The organism is Paraburkholderia phenazinium (assembly GCF_900141745.1).
In the GTDB taxonomy this organism is placed as follows: Bacteria; Pseudomonadota; Gammaproteobacteria; order Burkholderiales; family Burkholderiaceae; genus Paraburkholderia; species Paraburkholderia phenazinium_B.
In genome coordinates this window covers 2,794,929-2,814,700 of sequence record NZ_FSRM01000002.1, presented here as the reverse complement: position 1 = coordinate 2,814,700, position 19,772 = coordinate 2,794,929, and the positions used below count along the sequence as shown (strand labels likewise).

Below are 19,772 nucleotides of genomic sequence, written 5' to 3'. Positions count from 1 at the left end.
GCGCCGCGAGGAGCTTCGCTGGGGAACCGGGACAGTCCGGGACGACCGGAGGACGGCCTATGTTTGTGCGTCATTCCCCACAACGGGGCGATCGTGAACCGCGCAGGATCGTGCGCGATTTACGATCGACGGGGAAGCGGAAGGGACGGACTGCGGGGGCGGCCGAAACCACCCTACTCTGTACTCGCCGCAACGCGAGCTGCGAGTTTGGCGTCGTAACTCGAATGCACATGCACCCGTTTCTGTTCCGGATAGGCGTAGGTGTAAGCCTTGCGCAAGGCCAGCGATGCCTCATGGAAGCCGGACAGAATCAGCTTTTGTTTGTTCGGATAGTTGGCGACGTCGCCTACCGCGAAGATGCCTGGCCGCGAGCTTTCGTAGTTCGACGTATCGACGTCGATCCGGCCGGCATGAAGGCTTAGCCCCCAGTCGGCGATGGGGCCAAGATTCGCCACCAGTCCATAAAGCACCACAAGATGATCCGCTTCGATCTGGGTGGCACCGCCAATCTGGCGAATCTCAATCGATTCGAGCTTGCCGTCGGGCGCGCTCAAGCCACCGACCGCGCCGACCATGAACGTCATTTCCCCGGCGTCGACTGCACGCCGCATCTGCTCGACGCTCGAATCCACAGCACTGAAACCATTGCGCCGATGCACCAACGTCAGCTTGCGCGCCACCGAACGCAGTGCGAGCGCCCAATCGAGCGCCGAGTCGCCGCCGCCCGCCACAACCACGTTCTTGCCGGCGAAATCCGCGAGCCTCGGCACGCTGTAATGCACGTGACGCCCTTCGAGCGGCACGGCCTCGTCCAATGCCAGCCGCTGCGGTGCAAACGCGCCGTTGCCTGCTGCAAGCAGAATGGCGGCCGCATCGAACACGAGCCCCTGGCCGGTCTTGACGGTCCAGCGGCCGTCGTCGCGTTGCTCGACGGTGTCGACCCGTTGGCCCAGATGAATCGGTACGTCGAACGGTCTGCACTGCTCCAGCAAACGTTCGACCAGTTCGCGCGCGGTGCACGACGGTATGGCCGGGATATCGTAGATCGGCTTGTCGGGATACAGCTCCGTACATTGGCCGCCGACGCGGTCGAGTGCGTCGACAATGTGGCACGACAGGCCGATTACCCCTGCTTCGAACGCGGCAAAGAGTCCAACGGGTCCGGCGCCGACGATCAGTACGTCGGTGCGTAGCGGTACATCAGATGTCCCTTGCGACGCGTCGAGGCCGCTAGCTTGTTGCGGGGTAGGCGCTGCCTGTGATGGATCTGTCGGCGGGGTTACTTCTGAAGTCATTCGGCGTCCTTGGGGTTGAGCACGCGAGGTCGCCTCTGGTCACGACCAGGCGTCGCATGGCTCATCCACCATACAGACTCGGCCGCATCCCGGCAACGATGCCACCACGAACTGTGTGGACAGTACCGTCGTCGCCGTGATCGCCTTTAGAATTGATGCATGATCCCGACGTACGCCCCCGTCTGCGATTCGCCTTGCAGCGGGCTTGTGCTGCCCGTGCCTTCACGAGGATTGGCGAGCAGCGAGAAGTCGGCTTGCCTGCTGTTGTCCACGTAAGCGATCGTGCCGTAGAGGAAAGTCCGCTTGGTAAAGTTGTACGTTGTGCTGAGCGTATACATCGAGGCGTGACCGGATGGATCGTGCAGCGCATCGCCGCCGCCATCGCCGACAATCACGTAGAAGCCCGCCGCCGTCACAGCCCACGTTGGATTGAACGTGTAGGTCGCACCCAGCCAGTAGTAATTCGCACTGTCCGCGAGACCGGCTGGCGTATCCGGTGCGGAGTAATGCGTATAGGCGCCCTGGATTTTGACCGAGTCGAAGTGCACGTTCGCGCCCGCGAAAAACTCGCGCGAACTGGTGAAGATATTGGCGAACTGGCCGTTGCTGTCGCGTAGCTCGTCGTAGATGCCGCGCACGTCGAACAACGTCGAGTGATACGTCAGCATGATGCCGTCGGAGCGGCCGAACTGGCCAACCGCACCGTTGTTGAAGGCGCCCGGCTGATTACCGAGGGCGTACTGGCCTTGTACGTCGAAACCGCCAAACACGGGGCTGTGATATTCGACGTTGTTGCTGGTCTGCTGCCAGTTGCGGCCGCGCACCAGCGAGGCCGATGAAAACGCCTGCTGCACCATTGGGTCGAATTCCCACACGCCGTCGCTATCGATGAACAGGTTGCGGCCGGCCTGCAGCGTGCCCCACTCGTCGCTCTTCAGGCCCGCGAATGCACGCCGCGAAAACAGCAAGCCGCCGCTCGTGGTGCCGTTCTGTACCTGCAAACCCGTTTCCAGGGTGAAGATGGCGTGCAACCCGCCACCCAGATCTTCCGTGCCTTTGAACCCCAGCATGCTGGTGCCCCAGTCGCCGCCTTCGGCGCTCCAGCTATTTGCGGTGCCGCCGCTGCCGGTCGGCACATGATTGATATATTGCAGACCCGCGTCGAGCCGCCCATAGAGCACGACACTCGATTGCGCTTGCGCAAAAGGGCTTGCCACCAGCAAGGTGGCCATCAATGGTTCGCGTAGTTTCATTTTATTCTGCCGAACACCATCTATTTATTGGTTTCGCCCAAAGCGGGCCATCTCCAGACCCTATGCGAGCGGGCTTTCGCGACGCTGGATAAGTTGACTCTAGGTGAAAAAAGCCGGCTGCGCAAAACAGCGTCGAGGCGTTCGACCGAGGCCCGATTGTGCGAATTGCTTAATTGAATGGGCCGGTGACGGTCGATCTGAAACAGCCTGAAGCGGCGACCGGACGCGAGGCGAATCGCCATTCGCAGATGGAACCGGCCTGCGCCCGCTCGCAGGTCCGGGATAAGATAGACGTTTGCTCCTGGCCGGCATGGCTGAACCCGATCGACACGCTCCGATGAACGCTCCTGAATTGACTGAAGCTGAACACCTTGGCCTCTACCTGCGCGCCACCGACACCGGCGACGAGTGGTGGCGCGTCACCGTAGCGGACCGGCCGCAAACCTATCGCCTCGAACACGGCGTGCAGCACGCGCAAGGCAATGGCGCCGTCGATATCGATCTGGTGGTCGACGCCGAAAACCTGCGCGCCAAGCTGAAGAAGTGGCATCGGGAAGGTTTCGTCTTCGAGGCGCGAGGTGCAGTGCCAGAGGCGGATGCACTGCAACGGGCAGCGTTTATGCCGGACCTGCAGCGAGCGGCGGCGCAGCGGCGTGCGGGTGCCGCCGCCCCTGGCGCTGGCCTCGGCCTCGGCTCCAACTCCGCTGAGGCCCGTGCCGCTACGGTTCGCATCGGCGAAGTCGACGTGCCCTGCGGCGCCGGCGGCGCGCTCGTGCCGCGCGTCAACCCTGCCTATCTGTTCTCCGAGCGCTTTAACGACATCGTCGAAGATATCGTCGAAAACAAACGCGTCATGCTGATCGGCCACACCGGTGCGGGCAAGACCAGTCTGATCGAACAGGTGGCGGCGCGTGCCGGTCATGGCGTGGTGCGCTCGAACATGAACGGCCAGACGACGGTGGGCGATTTCGTCGGCTTCTGGACCGTCAAGGGCGGCGAGACGCTCTGGGTCGACGGCGTCCTGCCCACTGCCATGCGCGAAGGACTCTGGCTGATCGTCGACGAGATCGACTTCGCCGAGCCGTCGATTCTCGCCGCGCTGACCGCCGTGCTCGAACCGCATGGCCGCCTCACGCTGAAGGAAAAAGGCAACGAGGTCGTGGCGCCTCATCCGGCGTTTCGCCTGTTCGGCACGGCCAATGCGGTCGGCGCCATGAGCCAGTTCCGCCATCTGTACCAGGGCGCGAATCTCATGAATGAGGCGTTTCTCGACCGGTGGCGCGTCTATCTGCTCGACTATCTCTCGCCGGCCGAAGAAACCGACGTGCTGGTGCGCACGCTCGCCCCGCATATGACGCCTACTGTCGCCGCCACGCTCGCGGCGATCGCAGCCGACTGCCGTGCGGCGTTTGCACGCGAAGACCTCGCGAGCGCCTTCTCGACCCGGCGGCTCCTCGACTGGGCCGAACTGATGCTGCGCACCGGCGACCCCGAGCGCGCGGCCGGCCCTGCCATCTACGCCAAGGTGAGCCCGGAAGACGCCACGCTGATCCGCGGCATCATTCGTCATCACATCGCTCCGGCGGAGTGAGCGCGATGCACGCAGCGCGCGACGCCAAAGGATTCGACTTCGAGTCCGCGCTCAGCAAGATTGCGCGCGTCCTCACGGGGCAGTATGGCGTGAGCGTCGTGTTCAGTCCGGATGGACCGCGGGTCGAGCGCGGACGGATCGTCATTCCCGATTACGAGGTGGGCGGCGCCCTCTCGACCGATGTACTGGTCGGCTATCTCGACCTGCTAGTGGCGCGCGCAAAACATTCGGACCTCGCGCAACTCGAAGCGCTACCTCGCGGTGTCGAGGCGAACCTCGCGCACGTGATCGAAGACCGGCGTGTGTGCGGCCAGTTGCTCGACGAGTATCCCGGTGCGCGCTGGTTTATCGGCAAGCTGCGCGCACATGCTGCGGGCCGCACGCAGCAAGGCTGGAATCGTCTGCGCTGGCGCGAGCGCTTTATCTGGCGCGTCGAACGCAGGCTGTGGGACGAGACCACCAGCGGCGCGGAAAACAGCCAGTCGCTTTCCGCTGCGATGGTGGCCGCGCAGGATCTGCTCGAGCGGGCGAGCCGCAGCCGGTCGACCGCCGACAGCATCGCCGCCGCGCGGGAGATTCTGGCGCGGGTCCGGGCGCTATCCGCGGGCGACGTCAATAACATGATGTTCACGGGCAGCACCGCGGAGGACATCGATACCGATCCGCTGCGCTCCTCCTTCGAGCCGTTCGAAAGCGACGGCACGCGCGCCAGCGAAGAGAACGCAGCAGCCGCGCCGCTGGATCCGGGCGGTGGCGCCGAGGCCTTGAACGGCGCCGGCATGGGGCACGCGCTCGCCGATGCGCAAACGTCCGCCGCGCGTGCGGACAGCACGGTACAACCCCTGCGCGCGTCTGCCCGGATGGTGATGTCGATCCCGCTCGCCACCGAATTCGACGTGGTCAACGACCAGACGGGCCGCGGCGACCTCGCCGCCTGGCGCGAACTGCGCACGCGGGCGCGAGCCGAAACCGCGCAACTCAAGGAAAAGCTCGAGCGCGCACTCAGCGCCGACGAGCGCACGCGCTGGCGGCGCGAGCAGGAGCGCGGCGAGATCGACCGGCCGTCGCTGGCGAAGCTCGCCACGTCGCCCGGCTATCGAACCCCGTTCAAGGTGAAACGCGCCGCCAAAGGACGCGACGTGGCCGTCACGCTGCTGATCGATCGCAGCGGTTCGATGGCGGGCCGCAAGATCGAACTGGCCCAGTTGTGCGCCGCCGCGCTGGGCGATGCGCTAACCCAGTTGGGCTTCGATTGCGAAGTGCTCGGCTACAGTTCGATCGAATCCCCGCAGATGAAACTGCTCTACGCCCGGCAAAAGGCCGCCGGCGCAGATTTGCACCGCTACAACCGGCTCGTCGAACGGCTCGATCTGCAGATCTATAAACGCTTTGGCACGGCGGATCTGAGCGGCCTCACCGGCATCGACTGCGGTCACGAAAATCCGGACGGCGAAGCACTCGCCTGGGCAGCGACGCGGCTCGCCGATCATGCCGCCGAGCGCCGTATCCTGATGGTGTTCTCCGACGGCTATCCGGCCACCGGCGACGGCGATCCGCTGGTGTTGCGCAGCGATCTGCGGCAACGCGTGACGGCGATCCAGAAGACCGGTATCGAGCTGGTGGGGATCGGCGTGCTGACCGACGCGGTGGAGGCGTTTTATCCGCACAACGTGGTCGTGAGCCGGCTGGCAGAACTGCCGTCGACGGTGTTTTCCGTGTTGAGCGCGATGTTGCTGAAGCGGTAGAGACGATTCGAAGCGGATTCAAGGCAGATTCAGACGCGCAGAATCAAAGCGTATTCAACGGAATCTTAAGATAGCGCACGCCATTTGCCTCCGCCTCCGGCAAGGCCCCGGCGCGGATGTTCACCTGAATGGCGGGCAGGATCAGCGTCGGCATCTCGAGCGTGCGGTCGCGCGCCGTGCGCATCGCAACGAACTCGTCCTCTGTCACACCGTCGTGCAAGTGGATGTTGCTGCGCCGCTGCTCGGCCACCGTGGTTTGCCATTGCGGCTCGCGCGTCGAGGGCGGGTAATCGTGGCACATGAAGAGCCGCGTTTGCGCCGGCAGTGCGAGCAGTTTCTGGACGGAGCGGTACAGCATCCGCGCGTCGCCGCCCGGAAAATCGCAACGCGCCGACCCTACGTCCGGCATGAACAGCGTGTCGCCGACGAACACCGCATCGCCGATCTGGTACGCCATATCTGCTGGCGTGTGGCCCGGCACATGCAGCGCCCGCGCCTGCAACGCACCGATGCTGAAGGTTTCGTCCGGCGCGAACAGATGATCGAACTGCCTGCCGTCAGCGTGAAGCTCCGCACCGAGATGGAAGACGCCCTTGAAGACCCCTTGCACCGTGCGGATGTTTTCGCCGATCGCGATGCGGCCGCCCAGCGCTTCCTTCAGGTACGGCGCCGCCGACAGGTGATCGGCGTGCGCGTGCGTCTCGAGCAGCCAAGCCACCTGCAAACTGTGCTCGCGTACGAACGCGCCCACCCGCTCCGCCGATGCGGTCGACGTGCGCCCGGCTTTCGGGTCGTAATCGAGCACCGGGTCAATCACCGCGCAGGCCGAGCCGTCGCCCGCATGGACTACATAGGTCACGGTCGAGGTGACGTGATCGAAAAAAGCTTCAATGAGGAGCGGCATGGTCGATTTCCGGCGAGCGGTTCAAAGCCATATTATTCGCTATTCCGCGCCGGCAACGGCGCTCAGGCCCACCTATGCGCTCCGCGTAGCGCCACCGAGGGTTTGACTCTAGACAATTGCGGGCAGCGCATGCCGATAATCCGTTCAGGGCCGGCGGACCTGGCTGCCGCGGCCCGCCCTGGACAACAAGCACCTCACGGAGTGTGCATGCGCAAGCTCGGATTCAAGCAGAAACTCTGGCTACCGCTTCTCGTCAGCCTGACCGCCCTGCTGCTGGTGTCGATCTCCGCTGCCTGGCTGTCCTATCAGACGCGAATCGACGAGCGCAAACACGATCTGGTCAACGTCGCGCATATAGGCCTGTCGATTGTCGAGGAGTACGCAGCACTTGCGCAGGCCGGCACCCTCACCGAGGATCAGGCTCGCCAGCAGGCGCTCGCCCGGCTGCGCGACATCCGCTACGGCGAGGATGGTTACTTCCTCGTCATCAATTCGCGGCCGCAGATGGTGATGCATCCGATGAAGCCGGCGATGAACGGCAAGGATCTGAGCGGCGTCGCCGACGCCGACGGCCGCCACCACTATGTCGCTTTCGCCTCGACCGCGCAGGCCCCGCAAGGCGGCTTCGTCGACTACGTGTTTCCCCGGCCGCATATCACGCCGGCCACGGCGGTCGACAAGCTCGGCTACGTCGTGCGTTATGCGCCCTGGGACTGGATTATCGCCACCGGCGCTTACACAGACGATATCGCCGCTGCGTTCCATAACTCCCTGTACGCAGCGGGCGGCGTGTTCCTCGTGCTCGCCGTGCTGCTGGCGTTGCTGGTCGCGCTTATCAACCGCAGCATCGAACGCACCATTGGCGGCGATCCGCACTACGCCGCCGACATCACAGAAGCGATCGCCTCGGGCAACCTCGCCATCGGCATCCGCACGCGCAGGAACGACACCGATAGCCTGATGCAGACCATCCGGCGCATGCGTGATGCGTTGAAACGCACCATCGGCGAGATTCGCGGCGTCGCCGACAACGTGGCTGTCACCGCTCGCCAGATTGCCAGCGGCAATGCGGACCTCTCGGCGCGCACCGAGAGCCAGGCGGCTGCGCTGCAGCAAACCGCGTCGAGCCTGGAAGAAATGACCTCGATGGTGCACCAGACTGCGGAGAACGCCCGCAGCGCGAGCCAGCTCGCAACCAATGCCGCGCAGGTCACCGACCGCGGCGGCGCGATGGTGGTCGAGGCGGTCGCCACCATGCGCGACATTTCCAGCGAATCGCAGAAGATGGTCGACATCATCGCGGTGATCGAAGGCATCGCCTTTCAGACCAATATCCTCGCGTTGAACGCCGCCGTCGAAGCCGCAAGGGCCGGTGAGGAAGGCCGCGGCTTCGCGGTGGTGGCGGGTGAAGTGCGCAATCTGGCGCAGCGCAGCGCGAGTGCTGCCAAGGAAATTCGCGGATTGATCCAGAACGCCGTGGGCAAGGTGGGCTCGGGCGCCGAGCTGGTCGAGCGGACCGGTGCGACGATTCAGGAAGCGCAGGACGCCATGGCGCGTGTGACCAGCATCGTGCAGGAGATCGCCTTGGCGGTGGCGCAGCAGAGCGAGGGCATCGAACAGATCAACGTGGCCGTCACGCAGATGGACAACGTGACGCAACAGAACGCCGCGCTCGTCGAGCAGGCGGCTGCGGCGGCACTGTCGTTCGAGGATCAGGCGCGGCAGTTGCAAGCGGCCGTGGCGGCGTTCGACGTGGGGGAAACTTCGCACGGCTCAGCGGTCCAGCATTGAAGCCGTGGCGCCATGTCTTGAAGCTGAGCGCGTGGCCGCGCCAGAAGGTTGACCCCGGCGCCGCCCACACTACCCCGCCTTGGCCCGCGTCATCCCAGGTGCGGGTTGAAGTCGTATTGTTCGATCTGGCCGCCACGCGCCACCACCGCCGTACGCTCCGGAATCTCCTCCCACCAGCCGGGCAGATCCACCAGCGGCTCGGACAACACCAGAAACGCATCGTCGCCGGCCGCGGCGATACGTGCATCGTGCGGATACAGTTCATGCAGGTGGTGGAACGACGTGCTGTGAAACAACGTGCGCGAATCGCGCTCGCTTGAATAACGTACTGCGATGATCTGCTCGCCATCGGTCGCGCAGACCGTCATGTTCAGCGGGTGTTCGACGCCGTTCTTGTGGCCGGTGGCCTCCACAAAAGCGACCATGCGCTCCAGTGCGGTGACCGGCGTCAATTCCAGGCCGAAGGTCAGCGCGAGATAGAACAGCACTTCGGAGTCGGTCGAACCTTCGATCGACGGGAACAGTTCAGGCTTGATCGCCAGCATCAGTTCGCGCCGCACCAACGGGTAATTGCGCACGAGGCCGTTGTGCATGAATAGCCAGCGTCCGTGGCGAAACGGGTGGCAGTTGGTTTCCTGAGCGGGGGTGTCGGTGGCTGCGCGAATATGCGCGACAAAAAGCGGCGAGTGGATCGCGCGAGCGGCTTCGCGCAGGTTGCGGTCGCTCCAGGCAGGCTGCATACAGCGGTAGCGGAACGGGATGTCCGTGGGACGCCCGTACCAGCCGATGCCGAAGCCGTCGCCGTTGGTGGTGGTTTTGCCGAGCCGCGAATGCAGGCTTTGATCGATCAGCGAATGTTTGGCGCGGAACAGAACCGTCTCGAGTTGGACGGGATTGCCGGTGTAGGCCAGCCAGCGACACATGTGGGACCTCCTCGGGTTGATTCGGGATATCGGGACCTACGCGGTTGGCTTACCCGAACGCGTGCGAAGCCTGGTCCAACACCTCGTCGGCCCATTGACTAATACTTTTACCAGCTGCCGCGGCGGCGACACTGACTGCGGCATGGACCTCGGGGCGGATGCGGAGCATGAGTTTGCCCGACGCGGCCTTTTGAGGTTCCCGCCCGGTCTTCTCACAATCGTCCAGGTAGTGATCGATTGCTTTGCGAAAGTCAGCCGTCAACCCGGCTACTGTTTCGCCGTGGAAAGTGATGCGGTCCGACACACCGAGCACATGTCCAACAAAAATGTTGTCGGCTGGATCGAATCCGACCTTGCCCAGATAACCCTTATAGGTCATTGCATTCATCATGGCGTTACTCCCAATTCGATGAACCATTCCCGCACTTCCTCCACCTGATACCTTTTCGCGTCCTTGCCCGGATGCGGTCGATGCAAATATCGTCGACTGCCATTCAATTCGAATGCAATCCGCGAACCGGCGCCTTCCCTGACTTCGCCTCCTAACGCAACGATCAGTGATTCAATTTCCGCGAACACGATGCCGCCGGGCGTAGGTCGTTTGAATACCGCGTGCAATGTCGATTTGTACCTGGCTATCGTGGGCGACGATATCACAAAGTGATATCAAGCCACGTCATGTATCTCGACCACTCGGTGCCTCACTGGCACGCTGATGTCGCGGAAATTTTCAGCGCGGCAGCAGTTCTCTGTGCCGCTCGCCACCTACTTCGGCGGCAACTGCGCGATAGGAATCAGAAACTCCGAAAAACCCGTCAATATGATCTGCACGCCAATGCAGAGCAGCAGAAACGACGACACCCGCATCGCCACCTTGGTGCCTTCGACGCCAAGATAGCGGGCAAAAATGACGGCACGGCTATAGGTGACATAGACCACCACGGCCACGATGATCGAGATCACGACCGACGCGATGCTCGACAGCACGAACTCGGACAGCTTGTGGGTTCGGTTCGCGTTCAGCGCGATAGCCGTGGCGAGCGAACCCGGCCCGGTGGTCAACGGCACCGTGAACGGGAAGAAAGCCCGTGACGTGGCGTTCTCCGCATCGACCCGCTTGACGGCGGATTCCGCCGGCGGCGTATCGGGCGCATTGAGCATGTTCCAGCCGGCGACCGCGACAGCCAAGCCACCGCCGATGCGCAGCGCTTCCATCGAAATGCCGAAAAAATGCAGAACAGGCGTGCCGAGGAAGAACGCGACGAGCAGCACGCACATCACGTTGATGGCAATCTTGCGCGCCAGCGCGGTGCGTTCTTCAGTGGTAAGCGATGCAGTCCGGTCAAGGAAAACGAAGGCAATGCCGAATGGATTGATGATGCTGATCAATCCGGTAAACCCAAACAGAATGTCCGAGATCAGACTTTCCACCATGTTGACGATCCGCATCGAGCGACAGCTCAGATGGGTCCCGGCCGGGACGCGATGAGCCATCGGATTGTGTCTGGCTGGACGGAACCTGCTTCCCCGCCCAGATCGCTCTTCTGTTATTTGCGCGGTCAGACCATGCGGGCAAACCCGATTGCCGTAGACACCCATGGCCACACATGGTCGCACGCCTAATCATATCCCGGCCGCTCCCGTTACGACCGCCGCGACTCAAAGCCTTCAAATTGCCTACATCTTTTTGACGACCTTTACGGACCAGAGCCATCTGGCATAAAGTCGGGACGGAAGACTGGCTTCCCCAGACGCACCTACCGTTCGAGGAGTTGCTCCCCATGTTCCTTCGCATTCTCGCCGCGCTGCCGTTCATCGGCATCCTGCTCGGCGTGCCGTTCGTCAACCGTGTCGAGCCGCTCGTGCTGGGCATGCCATTCGTGCTTGCATGGATCGTCCTGTGGGTGATCCTGATCTCGATCATCATGGGGATCGTCTACCGGCTCGATCCGACCAATCGTCAGACCGCCGTCGATACCGAAGAGGCCCGATCATGAGCAGCGCTCTCGTTATCATCGCCCTCTTCACGGCATTCGCGCTGTATCTCGGACTGCGTGCCAAGCGCGGTCACGACATGAGTCTCGAACAGTGGACCGTCGGCGGCCGCAGTTTCGGCACCGCGTTCGTGTTCCTGCTGATGGCGGGTGAGATCTACACCACCTTCACCTTTCTCGGCGGCAGCGGGTTCGCCTACGGCAAGGGTGCGCCGGTCTATTACATTCTCGCTTACGGGTCGCTTGCCTACATCCTGTCGTACTGGATGCTGCCGCCCATCTGGCGCTTCGCCAAAGCCCAGCGGTTGATCTCGCAGCCGCACTTCTTCGCGCGCAAATACGACAGCCCGGCTTTGGGCGTGCTGGTCGCGCTGGTCGGCGTGGCTGCGCTGATTCCGTATCTGGTACTGCAACTGAAGGGACTCGGCATCATCGTCGCAACCACCTCGTATGGCGCGATCTCGTCGACCTCCGCCGTCTGGATCGGTGCCGCGGTGGTGACGTGCTACGTGATCGTCTCGGGGGTGCGCGGCTCGGCGTGGAACTCGGTCGTCAAGGACACGCTGATTCTGGCGATCGTGCTGTTTCTCGGCATCTATCTGCCGATCCATTACTACGGTGGCCTTAGCGATATGTTCCGGACGATCGACGCCGCCAAACCCGGCTTCCTCACTTTCCCCGCCAAGGGGTCGAGTGTGGCCTGGTTCCAGTCGACCGTACTGCTCACCGCGCTTGGGTTTTTCATGTGGCCGCACACCTTCGGCTCGGTATTTACAGCCAAGGACGAACGCATTTTCCGTCGCAACGCGATCGTGCTGCCGCTCTATCAGCTGATCCTGCTGTTCGTGTTCTTCGTTGGTTTTGCGGCCGTGCTGAAAGTGCCGGGCCTGAAAGGCGGCGATATCGATCTCTCGCTGTTCAAGTTGTCGTTGCAGACCTTCGATCCCTGGTTTGTCGGGATCATCGGCGGCGCGGGCGTGCTGACCGCGCTGGTGCCGGGCTCGATGATCCTCAACACGGCCTCGACCCTGCTCGCCAATGACGTGTACCGCGGCCTGCTCAAGCGCGATGCAGCCGACGAGTCAGTCAAGAAGCTTGCACGCGTTCTGGTGCCTGTCGTCGCTCTGGTCGCCGTGGCTTTCACGTTGCATGGCGGCGAAACCATCGTCGCATTGCTGTTGATGGGCTACAGTTTCGTCACCCAGCTGTTTCCGGCCATGGTGTGCAGCCTCGCGCCGCATAACCGGGCGACCAAACAGGGGGCGTTCTGCGGAATTCTGGCCGGCGTGGCGGTGGTGGCAGTGACGACGCTGATGCATCTCAGCATGGGCCAGTTATTCCCGTTCCTGCCCGATGTCGCCAAGGACGTGAATATCGGTTTTGTCGCACTGGCCTTGAATATCATCGTATTCGTGCTGGTCAGCGCGGTCACGCAGCCGCGCGCCAGCGGGCAACAGCCGGCGCATACGCAAGTGCATTGAGCACGCGACGCGGCTTCTATTTGCAGGTGTCGGCAAATAGAGGCCGCTTTCCCTGGATGGATTGTTAGACGTCCTTCGCGATCTGCGAATCCATCTGTTTCCAATAACAGCGCCAATCGACGCCAAGCAGTGCCAATTCCCTCCTCAAACTGCTCCTATCAATCCATTCATAAGCCATTTCTACCTGCTGTCGATAATTGATTAAACTTTCCGGTAATGGTGACGTTATTATTAGTCACCCACTTCGATATTAAAAACGCCAAATGAACGAAGATACCGTGGAGTTACCCGTCAGGGCAGTGCCGGCCGCATTGAACCTTGACACCGTTCCGGTCGGCACGCCGCTCGACTGGCCTATCGTAGACGGCGACGGCACCTTGCTGCTCGATGCCGGCGCGATCCTGGTCGGCGTCGAGGAACGCAAGTTCCTGTTCGACAACTTCAAGCCGCAGCGCGGCGATGTGCCTGATGCCGACGCATCGCCCGGCGAGGCTGGTGCCGCCAGGACCGACACGTCGGATCCGCTGGCGGTCAAAGACATGCATCTGACGATCGGTGCGCTGATCGGCGTACGTCTGCATGTGGGCAGCGCCGCACCGATGCATCCGTGCCGCATCATCGGTTTCGCGCCGAACCAGTCGCTGTTCGCTACCCCGCCGCTGTTCGAAGGCAAAATCCTGCCGCTGGGAGTAGGCGAAAACGTGGAGATCGTCGCGATTGCGAGCCAGGCGGTGTTCCGCTTCGTCTGCACGGTCGAAGCGGTCTGCCAGTTGCCGTTCGACTACGTCGTGCTGTCCAGACCAGGGGTGATCCGCCGGCTGCGCGAGCGCAAATCGATCCGCGTGCGGGCTCGCCTACCGGTGCGCTACGGGGTCGGCGAAACTGGCAACACCTACGAAGGCATCGGCCTCGCGAAGGGCGTCAGCGCGCTTGGCATGTCGCTGACGGCGTCCTGGCCGCTAGGGTCGGTGGGCGAGCGTTTGCGCGTCGCCTTCCGTCTCAAGTCCAAGGAGCTCGACACGACGATCGAGACCACGGCGATCATCCGTAACGTGCAAAAGGGAGTCGCCGGCGAACCCGCCGTGCACGGCCTTGAGCTCGACCGGCTCGACATGGGGCAGCAGATGGCCATGAAGGTCTTCGTGTTCGACCGGCAGGACGACGTCCTGTATTGGACCAACGGCAGCAACAAGTAGCGGTAGCGGACTGCGCACGAATCAGGGCGCCACGGGCTTCACCGATACGACCTGGGGCGTACCGCCCCCGTTGTTGGCGCGCAGTTTCACGCGCCAGTCCGGGTGATCGGCAAACGGAAACTGGGCCAGCGCGCTCTTCACGAGGTACGGAATCGCATGCTGCGGGTCCGCATCGTGATCCACGCTGCTGGCGCTTACTTTGTAGACCTCGTGTCCGTTGGTCTGCTCGAAGAAGCGCAGCGTCAGCGAGTGTTTGTACGAGTGGCCGAACAGTGAGAACGAGGCCTGGCCCGGACTGTTGCAGTCCGCCTCCGGGCACCCTGCCGTGCCGACGCCCACGCCCGCAAGCCGGGTGTCGTAAGCGATCGACAGCATATAGTGCGCGTGCAGTTCGGTGGCATCGGCGAAGCCGTATTTGCCGAGTTCGGTCCGGATCAATGCTTCGTATTCCCGATGATCTGGCGTGTCATCCTGCAACGGCGAGCGTGCCAGCACATAGCTGCGCTCGCCTTGCAGTGGCGCAGCCGAGGGCGACGCCCGCACGTCGGTGTTGACGCCGGCACATCCCGTCAGGCCGGCGGCGAGGCTTGCTGCAATTAGCACGGTACCTATCAGCGTGATTTTCATCATCTTCTCGCTTCGTCAAAAGAATACGGTGTGCCCGTCAGGCGCTTCATGGCCGCTAGTCTGCTTGACGCTAGCTACCGCAGCCTGGCGTCGAGTTGCGTATCGAGCTTCGCGTCGAGTGTCGTGTCGTCGAAGGCCGGCAGACGCACCGTAAACGCGGTGCCCTTGCCCGGCGCGCTCTCGACCTGCACCTCGCCGCTGTGACGCGTCACGACGGTTTTCACGAAAGCCATCCCGAGTCCCGCGCCGCCGGTCTCCGGCTGCTCGGTTTCGTGGAAACGCCGGAACCGCTGGAATAGCCGGCTCTGCTGGTCGAGCGGGATGCCATAGCCCTGGTCGCGGATCGTGCATTGCACGCGTCGCGGCAAGCCGTCGACCGGCCCCACCGTGCAGACGATGCGCGACCCAGGCGGGCTGTACTTCACAGCATTGTTCATAATATTGACTAGCGCGCGCGTCATCAACGAGCGATCGGCGCAGATCCAGTAGCCGTCGTCGCCTTCCGCGGCGGTTTCCATCTGGATCTGCTTGGCATGAGCCTGCGGCCACACTTCGTCGCTGGCGTCGATCGTCAGCTCGCTCAGGCTCACCGGTTCGAGAACGTACGCCTGCGATTCGGCGCGTGCGAGTTGCACGAAGTCGTCGGCCAGCGTCAGGGCGCGGCGCGAATAACGTGCGATGCGCTCCAGCAGTTCATGTACGTGGCCCGATTCGGTGCGGGCGCGTTCAATCTCGACCAGCGCGAGAATCGAGGCCTGCGGCGAGCGCATGTCGTGCGACAGCAGCCGCAATGCATCCTCGCGCTGGCGCTCCGCCGCGTGCAGCGCAGAAACGTCGACCAGACCGGCGATCCAGCCGGTCACTTCCCCTTCTTCGTTGCTGCACGTCGCGTAGCGCAGCAGGTGGTCGCGCTCGGCCTGATCGCGCACTTCGATGCCCTGCGCCATCAGGTCTGCGAATTCGCGCCGCGCCGGATCGAGGATCGCCGGCCAGTGTGTGCGCGCCCGCGCATCGTTTTCGGCGTCACCCTCGCCGCCGGCATCGATGGTCTTCACGAACGTCAGATCGCCGAGCACCTCGCCCATCAGACGGCCTTGCGGCGGCTGGGCTCCCAGTCGAGCAAAGTGCGTCATCGCAGCGTGGTTCGCAATCAGCACGATGCCACGCACGTCGCTCACGAGGATCGACTCGGGCATGCTGTCGAGGCTGTCCCAGACGAAGCGCTTCATGTCCTGCACGCGCCGGGCGGCCTGCGCCATCAGCGCCATATGCTGCTCCAGCACGTCGCCGCCGAACTCGCGGCGGCGCGGCGGCGTCTCCGGCAGCAGGTGCGGTTCGTCTGCGAGACGCTGCAGCTCCTTGCGCAGATACGTCATGGTCATTTCGAGCCGCCGCCAGTTCCAGATCGGATACACCACGATCAGCCCGAGCACGGCTGGCACCGGCGACACCCACAGCCGTGCGCCGTATAGCAAGGCGGCACTCCCGCAGCCGATGACCGCGCTCAGCGCCGCCGTCAGCAACAACGAACGCCATGGCGAGAGCACGAGGAAGCCCGCCAGCAGCGCGGCGAGCGGCACCAGCGAGACCAGGATCAGCAGAAAAGCCGGGACTGGATCGATAGCCCGGCCGGTCAGCAGCGTGTCCAGAATATTCGCGTGGATATAGACGCCCGGCAGCGGTCCCAGATCGCCGGAGACAGGCGTCGCGAAGCGGTCGTATAAGCCCGAGGCAGTCACGCCTACCAGCACGACACGGCCGCGCAGCACGTCCGGCGGGACCTCGCCTGCCACGACGCTGGCGAACGACACATGCGAATAGTTCGTTGCGTTCAGGCTGAAGGGGATCAGAAAGCGCGCTTCGTCGACGGGTTCGCGGGTGCGGTCCTGCCGCCCGGCTAACCCCTCGACCGGTTGCGCGAGCCGGATGGCACCGCTTTTGATCGCGCGCCAGGCGGGTACCATCAATTGCGGCCAGCGCGAGTGGGCATCGCCTTCAAACAACGCGACACTGCGGACGATGCCGTCATTGTCGACTTCCAGATTGATGTGGCCCAGTCCCGCCGCGGCTTCCGCCAGGCGCGGGACGGGTTTGACGACGACCCGTGCGCCGTCTTTGTCCTCGGGACTGAGAAGAACCGGCAGATAGGTCGGGCTGAGGGCGACCGCGTGGGCCAGTTGCGCGTCGTCTGCAGCGGCCTCGGTGAACAGCACGTCGTAGATCACGGCGGCCGGCTTCGCCTCGGCCAGCCGCTCCAGCAGGCTCGCGTGGACGCTGCGCGGCCACGGCCAGTGGCCAAGCCGCTCGATGCTCGCATTGTCGATTTCGACCACGACGATATCAGCCAGCGCTGCTTGCTTATGCAGCATCAGGAAGCGGTCGTAGACGAGATGATCTATGCCTGCCGTCCAGCGGCCCGAGGCGCTGGCCAGGATCACCGCAATGCCCAGGCAGCCGATCGCGCCCCACTCCAGCAGGAAGCGTCGGCCAGCCGGCCGCCCAAGTCGTGCACGCGGATCGAGGCTCATGCGCGGAGAGTTAGAAGAGTCCTAGCGGGCAAGCGTGAACGACCGGATCGAGCTGCCCTTCTCGTAGAACCGGCCGTTTTCGAACTGCTCGGCAATTACGGTCCAATAATAAACGCCGCGTGGCAGATCCGTCACCACGAGCTCGCCGGCCGGCAGGTCGGTCCGGTCGACAAGCGGACTGCGCAGATCGGGCGAGGCGCCAAGGACGAAGCGGAAACGGGTCTCCACGCCCGGCCGGCTCGCGAACCAGCGGAACGTATAGTCGCGGGTGCCGGCGCGTGGCGTGGCCGACGCGCTCAGACCCAACTGGCGCCGCTCGAAAGCGTAGATCTGCGGCAGGCCTTCAAGGCCATTGCGATCGACTGCGGAGATGCGCACGAAGTAAGTGCCGTCGGGCAGATCGCCGAAATCGGCATGCGGTTCTTTCACCGGTAGATCGCGGATCAGGTCGAGCAGATCCGCATCGCGGGCGATCTGCACGCGATAGCCGGAGGCCTGATTTTCCGGCACGAGATCGAACGCGACGGTTTTGCCGTCCTGTACCCTGCCGGGATCGGTCAACGAGGGGGCGGCCAACAATTCGACCGGCGTGCCGATCGAACCGCTCGCGCTGGACACGTTGCCGAAGCGCGCCGACACGAGCTGCTCGGACGCTTGCAGCGGCACACCCGGCGCGGGTGCCGCAGCCGACCCGCTGGCCGGATCCACGCCGACCGCACCGTCCAGCACTTCCACCGCGGTCTGCTGCTGGGCGGTGTCGTAGCTCACCCGAAAGTGCGTGCCGCGCACGCCCGCCACCACCGACGGCGAACGGATCTGGAAACGGTCGTCCTTCTTCGTCGCGTGCGTGACTTCGCTTTCCACCTCTCCACGCTGCAGCAGAAGCACCCGGTCGGAGGCACCCGTCAGGCTGGTCACACGCAGCTTGCCGACCTCGAGCCTGGCGCCCTGCGACAGCGTCACGTGCGAGCCGTCCGGCAGTTCCAGCGACGCGAAGCCATCGTGGCCAGTACGCACGCGATCGCCTTCGCCGAGGCTCGTGCCGGCCGCAAGCGGCGTGTACGGGCCGGCGCCAAACGCACGTTCGACCGGACCGCTGACGGCCACCACACGCGCGGCTTCCTGCTCCTGGCGCAGCAATGCTGCCGGGATTTGCAACTGGATGCCCGCCTGCATGTGGCGCGGCGCCGGCACCTTGTTCAGGCGGCTCAATACGGCCCAATCGTGCGGATCGCGCAGGTAGCGTGCCGCTATCTCATACAGGGTGTCGCCGGCTTTGGTCGTGTAGGGCACGGTCACAAGTGACGCGCTTTTGCTGTTGTGCGCCGCGGCCAGTGCCGGGGAAAGCCCGAGCGCCGCGACGAAGCAAGGCACGAAGATCGCCAGCGCACGGCGCGCACTGCCAGCCGCCAGACCCACCGGCGGCGTGAATCCAGAAACCGTCACGCATCCCCCTTTTCGATGCGCTCAAGCCGGTATCCATAGCCGTAGATCGGCGTCAGGCGATAACCGTTTTCCGGTCTAAGGCCGAGCTTGCTGCGCAACATCGAAACGTGGGTATCCATTGTGCGTGACGGGATTTCAGTGGCCTGCTTCCAGATCACATCGAGAATGTGCGCGCGCGACAGCGGCCGGCTCAGATGCTGGAATAGCAGCAGGGCAAGGTCGAATTCCTTTTGCGTGACCGCCACGGCGGTGCCTCGCACCAACACGTGCTTGGAACTGAGATCGAACTCGTAATCGCCGAAGGTTTCCTTGAGCGCCGCAGTGTTGAGCTTGTACGCTCGCCGCAGCAACGAGCCGACGCGAGCCAGCAGGACGCCCGAGGACACCGGTTTCACGACATAGTCGTCCGCGCCCGTGTTGAGGATCGAAGTGATATCGGTCTCGCGGCTGCGGCTCGTCATGAACAGCACCGGCAAACGCTCGGAGAGGCTCTCGCGCACCCAGCGCAGCACTTCTTCGCCGGACATATCGGGGACGTTCCAGTCCAGCACCAGCAGATCGAAAGTCTGGCGCCGAAGCTGGCGGACCAACGCGCGGCCCTCAGCGTAGGCGTGGCAGATGTGACCAGCGGCCGAGAGCGTTTGACATACCAGATCGGCCTGAGCCGGATCGTCATCCAGGACTGCAATTCTCATAACACCCCGCAACGCAATTCCGTTATTCGTATCTGGATGGCCGGTCATCGGTCAAGAAAGCACGTGCCTCTGTTGGGGCTGCACCGCGGCGTTATCTTTTGCGTCAGACGCGTACCCGACGCGTCAAGCACGAGACAACGAACTCCGCCACCGACAACTCTATTTATCGATTATTAGTCGTGCGCCACAAACCCGCGTTTAAAACAGGTATCGGGAATATCTCAAAAATGGCGCACGCTTCACCCGGTCACAAAGCGTGATTGGGTTTTTTATCATAATCGAAAACCGCCACCCCCTTCCGAA

The 19,772-nt window shown here is 63.4% G+C and carries 17 protein-coding genes; 6 read left to right on the top strand and 11 right to left on the bottom strand.

The window, feature by feature from the left end; translation table 11 throughout:
* Positions 1-173: 173 nt before the first annotated feature.
* Both BUS06_RS32455 and BUS06_RS32450 read right to left on the bottom strand, forming a co-directional pair.
* A complete protein-coding gene (locus BUS06_RS32455; RefSeq protein WP_083611700.1) occupies positions 174-1,295 on the bottom strand; it encodes an NAD(P)/FAD-dependent oxidoreductase in 1,122 nt (373 codons plus the stop codon).
* A 146-nt stretch (positions 1,296-1,441) separates the two neighbouring features.
* Entirely contained in the window at positions 1,442-2,527 is a 1,086-nt protein-coding gene (locus tag BUS06_RS32450) for a porin (protein ID WP_074268389.1), read from the bottom strand.
* 358 nt (positions 2,528-2,885) lie between these two features.
* On the opposite strand from BUS06_RS32450, the gene BUS06_RS32445 reads away from it, so the two are divergent.
* A complete protein-coding gene (locus tag BUS06_RS32445) occupies positions 2,886-4,139 on the top strand; it encodes an AAA family ATPase (RefSeq protein WP_074268388.1) in 1,254 nt (417 codons plus the stop codon).
* A gap of 5 nt (positions 4,140-4,144) precedes the next feature.
* Positions 4,145-5,884, top strand: coding sequence for a cobaltochelatase CobT-related protein (locus BUS06_RS32440; RefSeq protein ID WP_074268387.1), 1,740 nt, complete (start codon positions 4,145-4,147; stop codon positions 5,882-5,884).
* A gap of 43 nt (positions 5,885-5,927) precedes the next feature.
* Here the strand turns inward: BUS06_RS32440 and BUS06_RS32435 are convergent, their stop codons facing one another.
* Complete coding sequence (locus BUS06_RS32435; RefSeq protein ID WP_074268386.1) at positions 5,928-6,788, bottom strand: MBL fold metallo-hydrolase; 861 nt, start codon at positions 6,786-6,788, stop codon at positions 5,928-5,930.
* Between the two features lie 207 nt (positions 6,789-6,995).
* On the opposite strand from BUS06_RS32435, the gene BUS06_RS32430 reads away from it, so the two are divergent.
* Positions 6,996-8,579, top strand: a complete 1,584-nt coding sequence (locus BUS06_RS32430; protein ID WP_074268385.1) for a methyl-accepting chemotaxis protein — start codon at positions 6,996-6,998, stop codon at positions 8,577-8,579.
* A gap of 89 nt (positions 8,580-8,668) precedes the next feature.
* Here BUS06_RS32430 and BUS06_RS32425 read toward each other — a convergent pair whose 3' ends face one another.
* The 4 genes from BUS06_RS32425 to BUS06_RS32410 all read right to left on the bottom strand — a co-directional run bounded on the left by BUS06_RS32425 (position 8,669) and on the right by BUS06_RS32410 (position 10,936).
* Positions 8,669-9,502, bottom strand: coding sequence for a class II glutamine amidotransferase (locus BUS06_RS32425; protein ID WP_074268384.1), 834 nt, complete (start codon positions 9,500-9,502; stop codon positions 8,669-8,671).
* A 49-nt stretch (positions 9,503-9,551) separates the two neighbouring features.
* Positions 9,552-9,893 (bottom strand): type II toxin-antitoxin system HicB family antitoxin, encoded by a 342-nt coding sequence (locus BUS06_RS32420; RefSeq protein ID WP_074268383.1) that lies wholly within the window; start codon positions 9,891-9,893, stop codon positions 9,552-9,554.
* Positions 9,890-10,081, bottom strand: a complete 192-nt coding sequence (locus tag BUS06_RS32415) for a type II toxin-antitoxin system HicA family toxin (protein ID WP_254369020.1) — start codon at positions 10,079-10,081, stop codon at positions 9,890-9,892. The genes BUS06_RS32420 and BUS06_RS32415 overlap by 4 nt, the downstream gene beginning before the upstream one ends.
* A 186-nt stretch (positions 10,082-10,267) precedes the next feature.
* Positions 10,268-10,936, bottom strand: a complete 669-nt coding sequence (locus tag BUS06_RS32410) for a MarC family protein (protein WP_074269428.1) — start codon at positions 10,934-10,936, stop codon at positions 10,268-10,270.
* 347 nt (positions 10,937-11,283) lie between these two features.
* Here BUS06_RS32410 and BUS06_RS32405 point away from each other — a divergent pair, with 347 nt between their 5' ends.
* The 3 genes from BUS06_RS32405 (at position 11,284) to BUS06_RS32395 (ending at position 14,173) form a co-directional block, all read left to right on the top strand.
* Positions 11,284-11,499, top strand: a complete 216-nt coding sequence (locus BUS06_RS32405) for a DUF3311 domain-containing protein (RefSeq protein WP_074268382.1) — start codon at positions 11,284-11,286, stop codon at positions 11,497-11,499.
* Positions 11,496-12,977 (top strand): sodium:solute symporter family protein, encoded by a 1,482-nt coding sequence (locus tag BUS06_RS32400; protein WP_074268381.1) that lies wholly within the window; start codon positions 11,496-11,498, stop codon positions 12,975-12,977. The genes BUS06_RS32405 and BUS06_RS32400 overlap by 4 nt, the downstream gene beginning before the upstream one ends.
* 263 nt (positions 12,978-13,240) lie before the next feature.
* A complete protein-coding gene (locus BUS06_RS32395; protein ID WP_074268380.1) occupies positions 13,241-14,173 on the top strand; it encodes a flagellar brake protein in 933 nt (310 codons plus the stop codon).
* Positions 14,174-14,194: 21 nt separating this feature from the next.
* Here BUS06_RS32395 and BUS06_RS32390 read toward each other — a convergent pair whose 3' ends face one another.
* The 4 genes from BUS06_RS32390 to BUS06_RS32375 all read right to left on the bottom strand — a co-directional run bounded on the left by BUS06_RS32390 (position 14,195) and on the right by BUS06_RS32375 (position 19,469).
* Entirely contained in the window at positions 14,195-14,803 is a 609-nt protein-coding gene (locus BUS06_RS32390; RefSeq protein ID WP_074268379.1) for a DUF4136 domain-containing protein, read from the bottom strand.
* Positions 14,804-14,874: 71 nt separating this feature from the next.
* Complete coding sequence (locus BUS06_RS32385) at positions 14,875-17,328, bottom strand: CHASE2 domain-containing protein (protein WP_074268378.1); 2,454 nt, start codon at positions 17,326-17,328, stop codon at positions 14,875-14,877.
* Positions 17,329-17,349: 21 nt separating this feature from the next.
* On the bottom strand, positions 17,350-18,774 hold the full coding sequence (locus BUS06_RS32380; RefSeq protein WP_074268377.1) for a FecR family protein: 1,425 nt from the start codon (positions 18,772-18,774) through the stop codon (positions 17,350-17,352).
* Positions 18,771-19,469 (bottom strand): response regulator transcription factor, encoded by a 699-nt coding sequence (locus BUS06_RS32375; protein ID WP_074268376.1) that lies wholly within the window; start codon positions 19,467-19,469, stop codon positions 18,771-18,773. The genes BUS06_RS32380 and BUS06_RS32375 overlap by 4 nt, the downstream gene beginning before the upstream one ends.
* Positions 19,470-19,772: the final 303 nt, after the last annotated feature.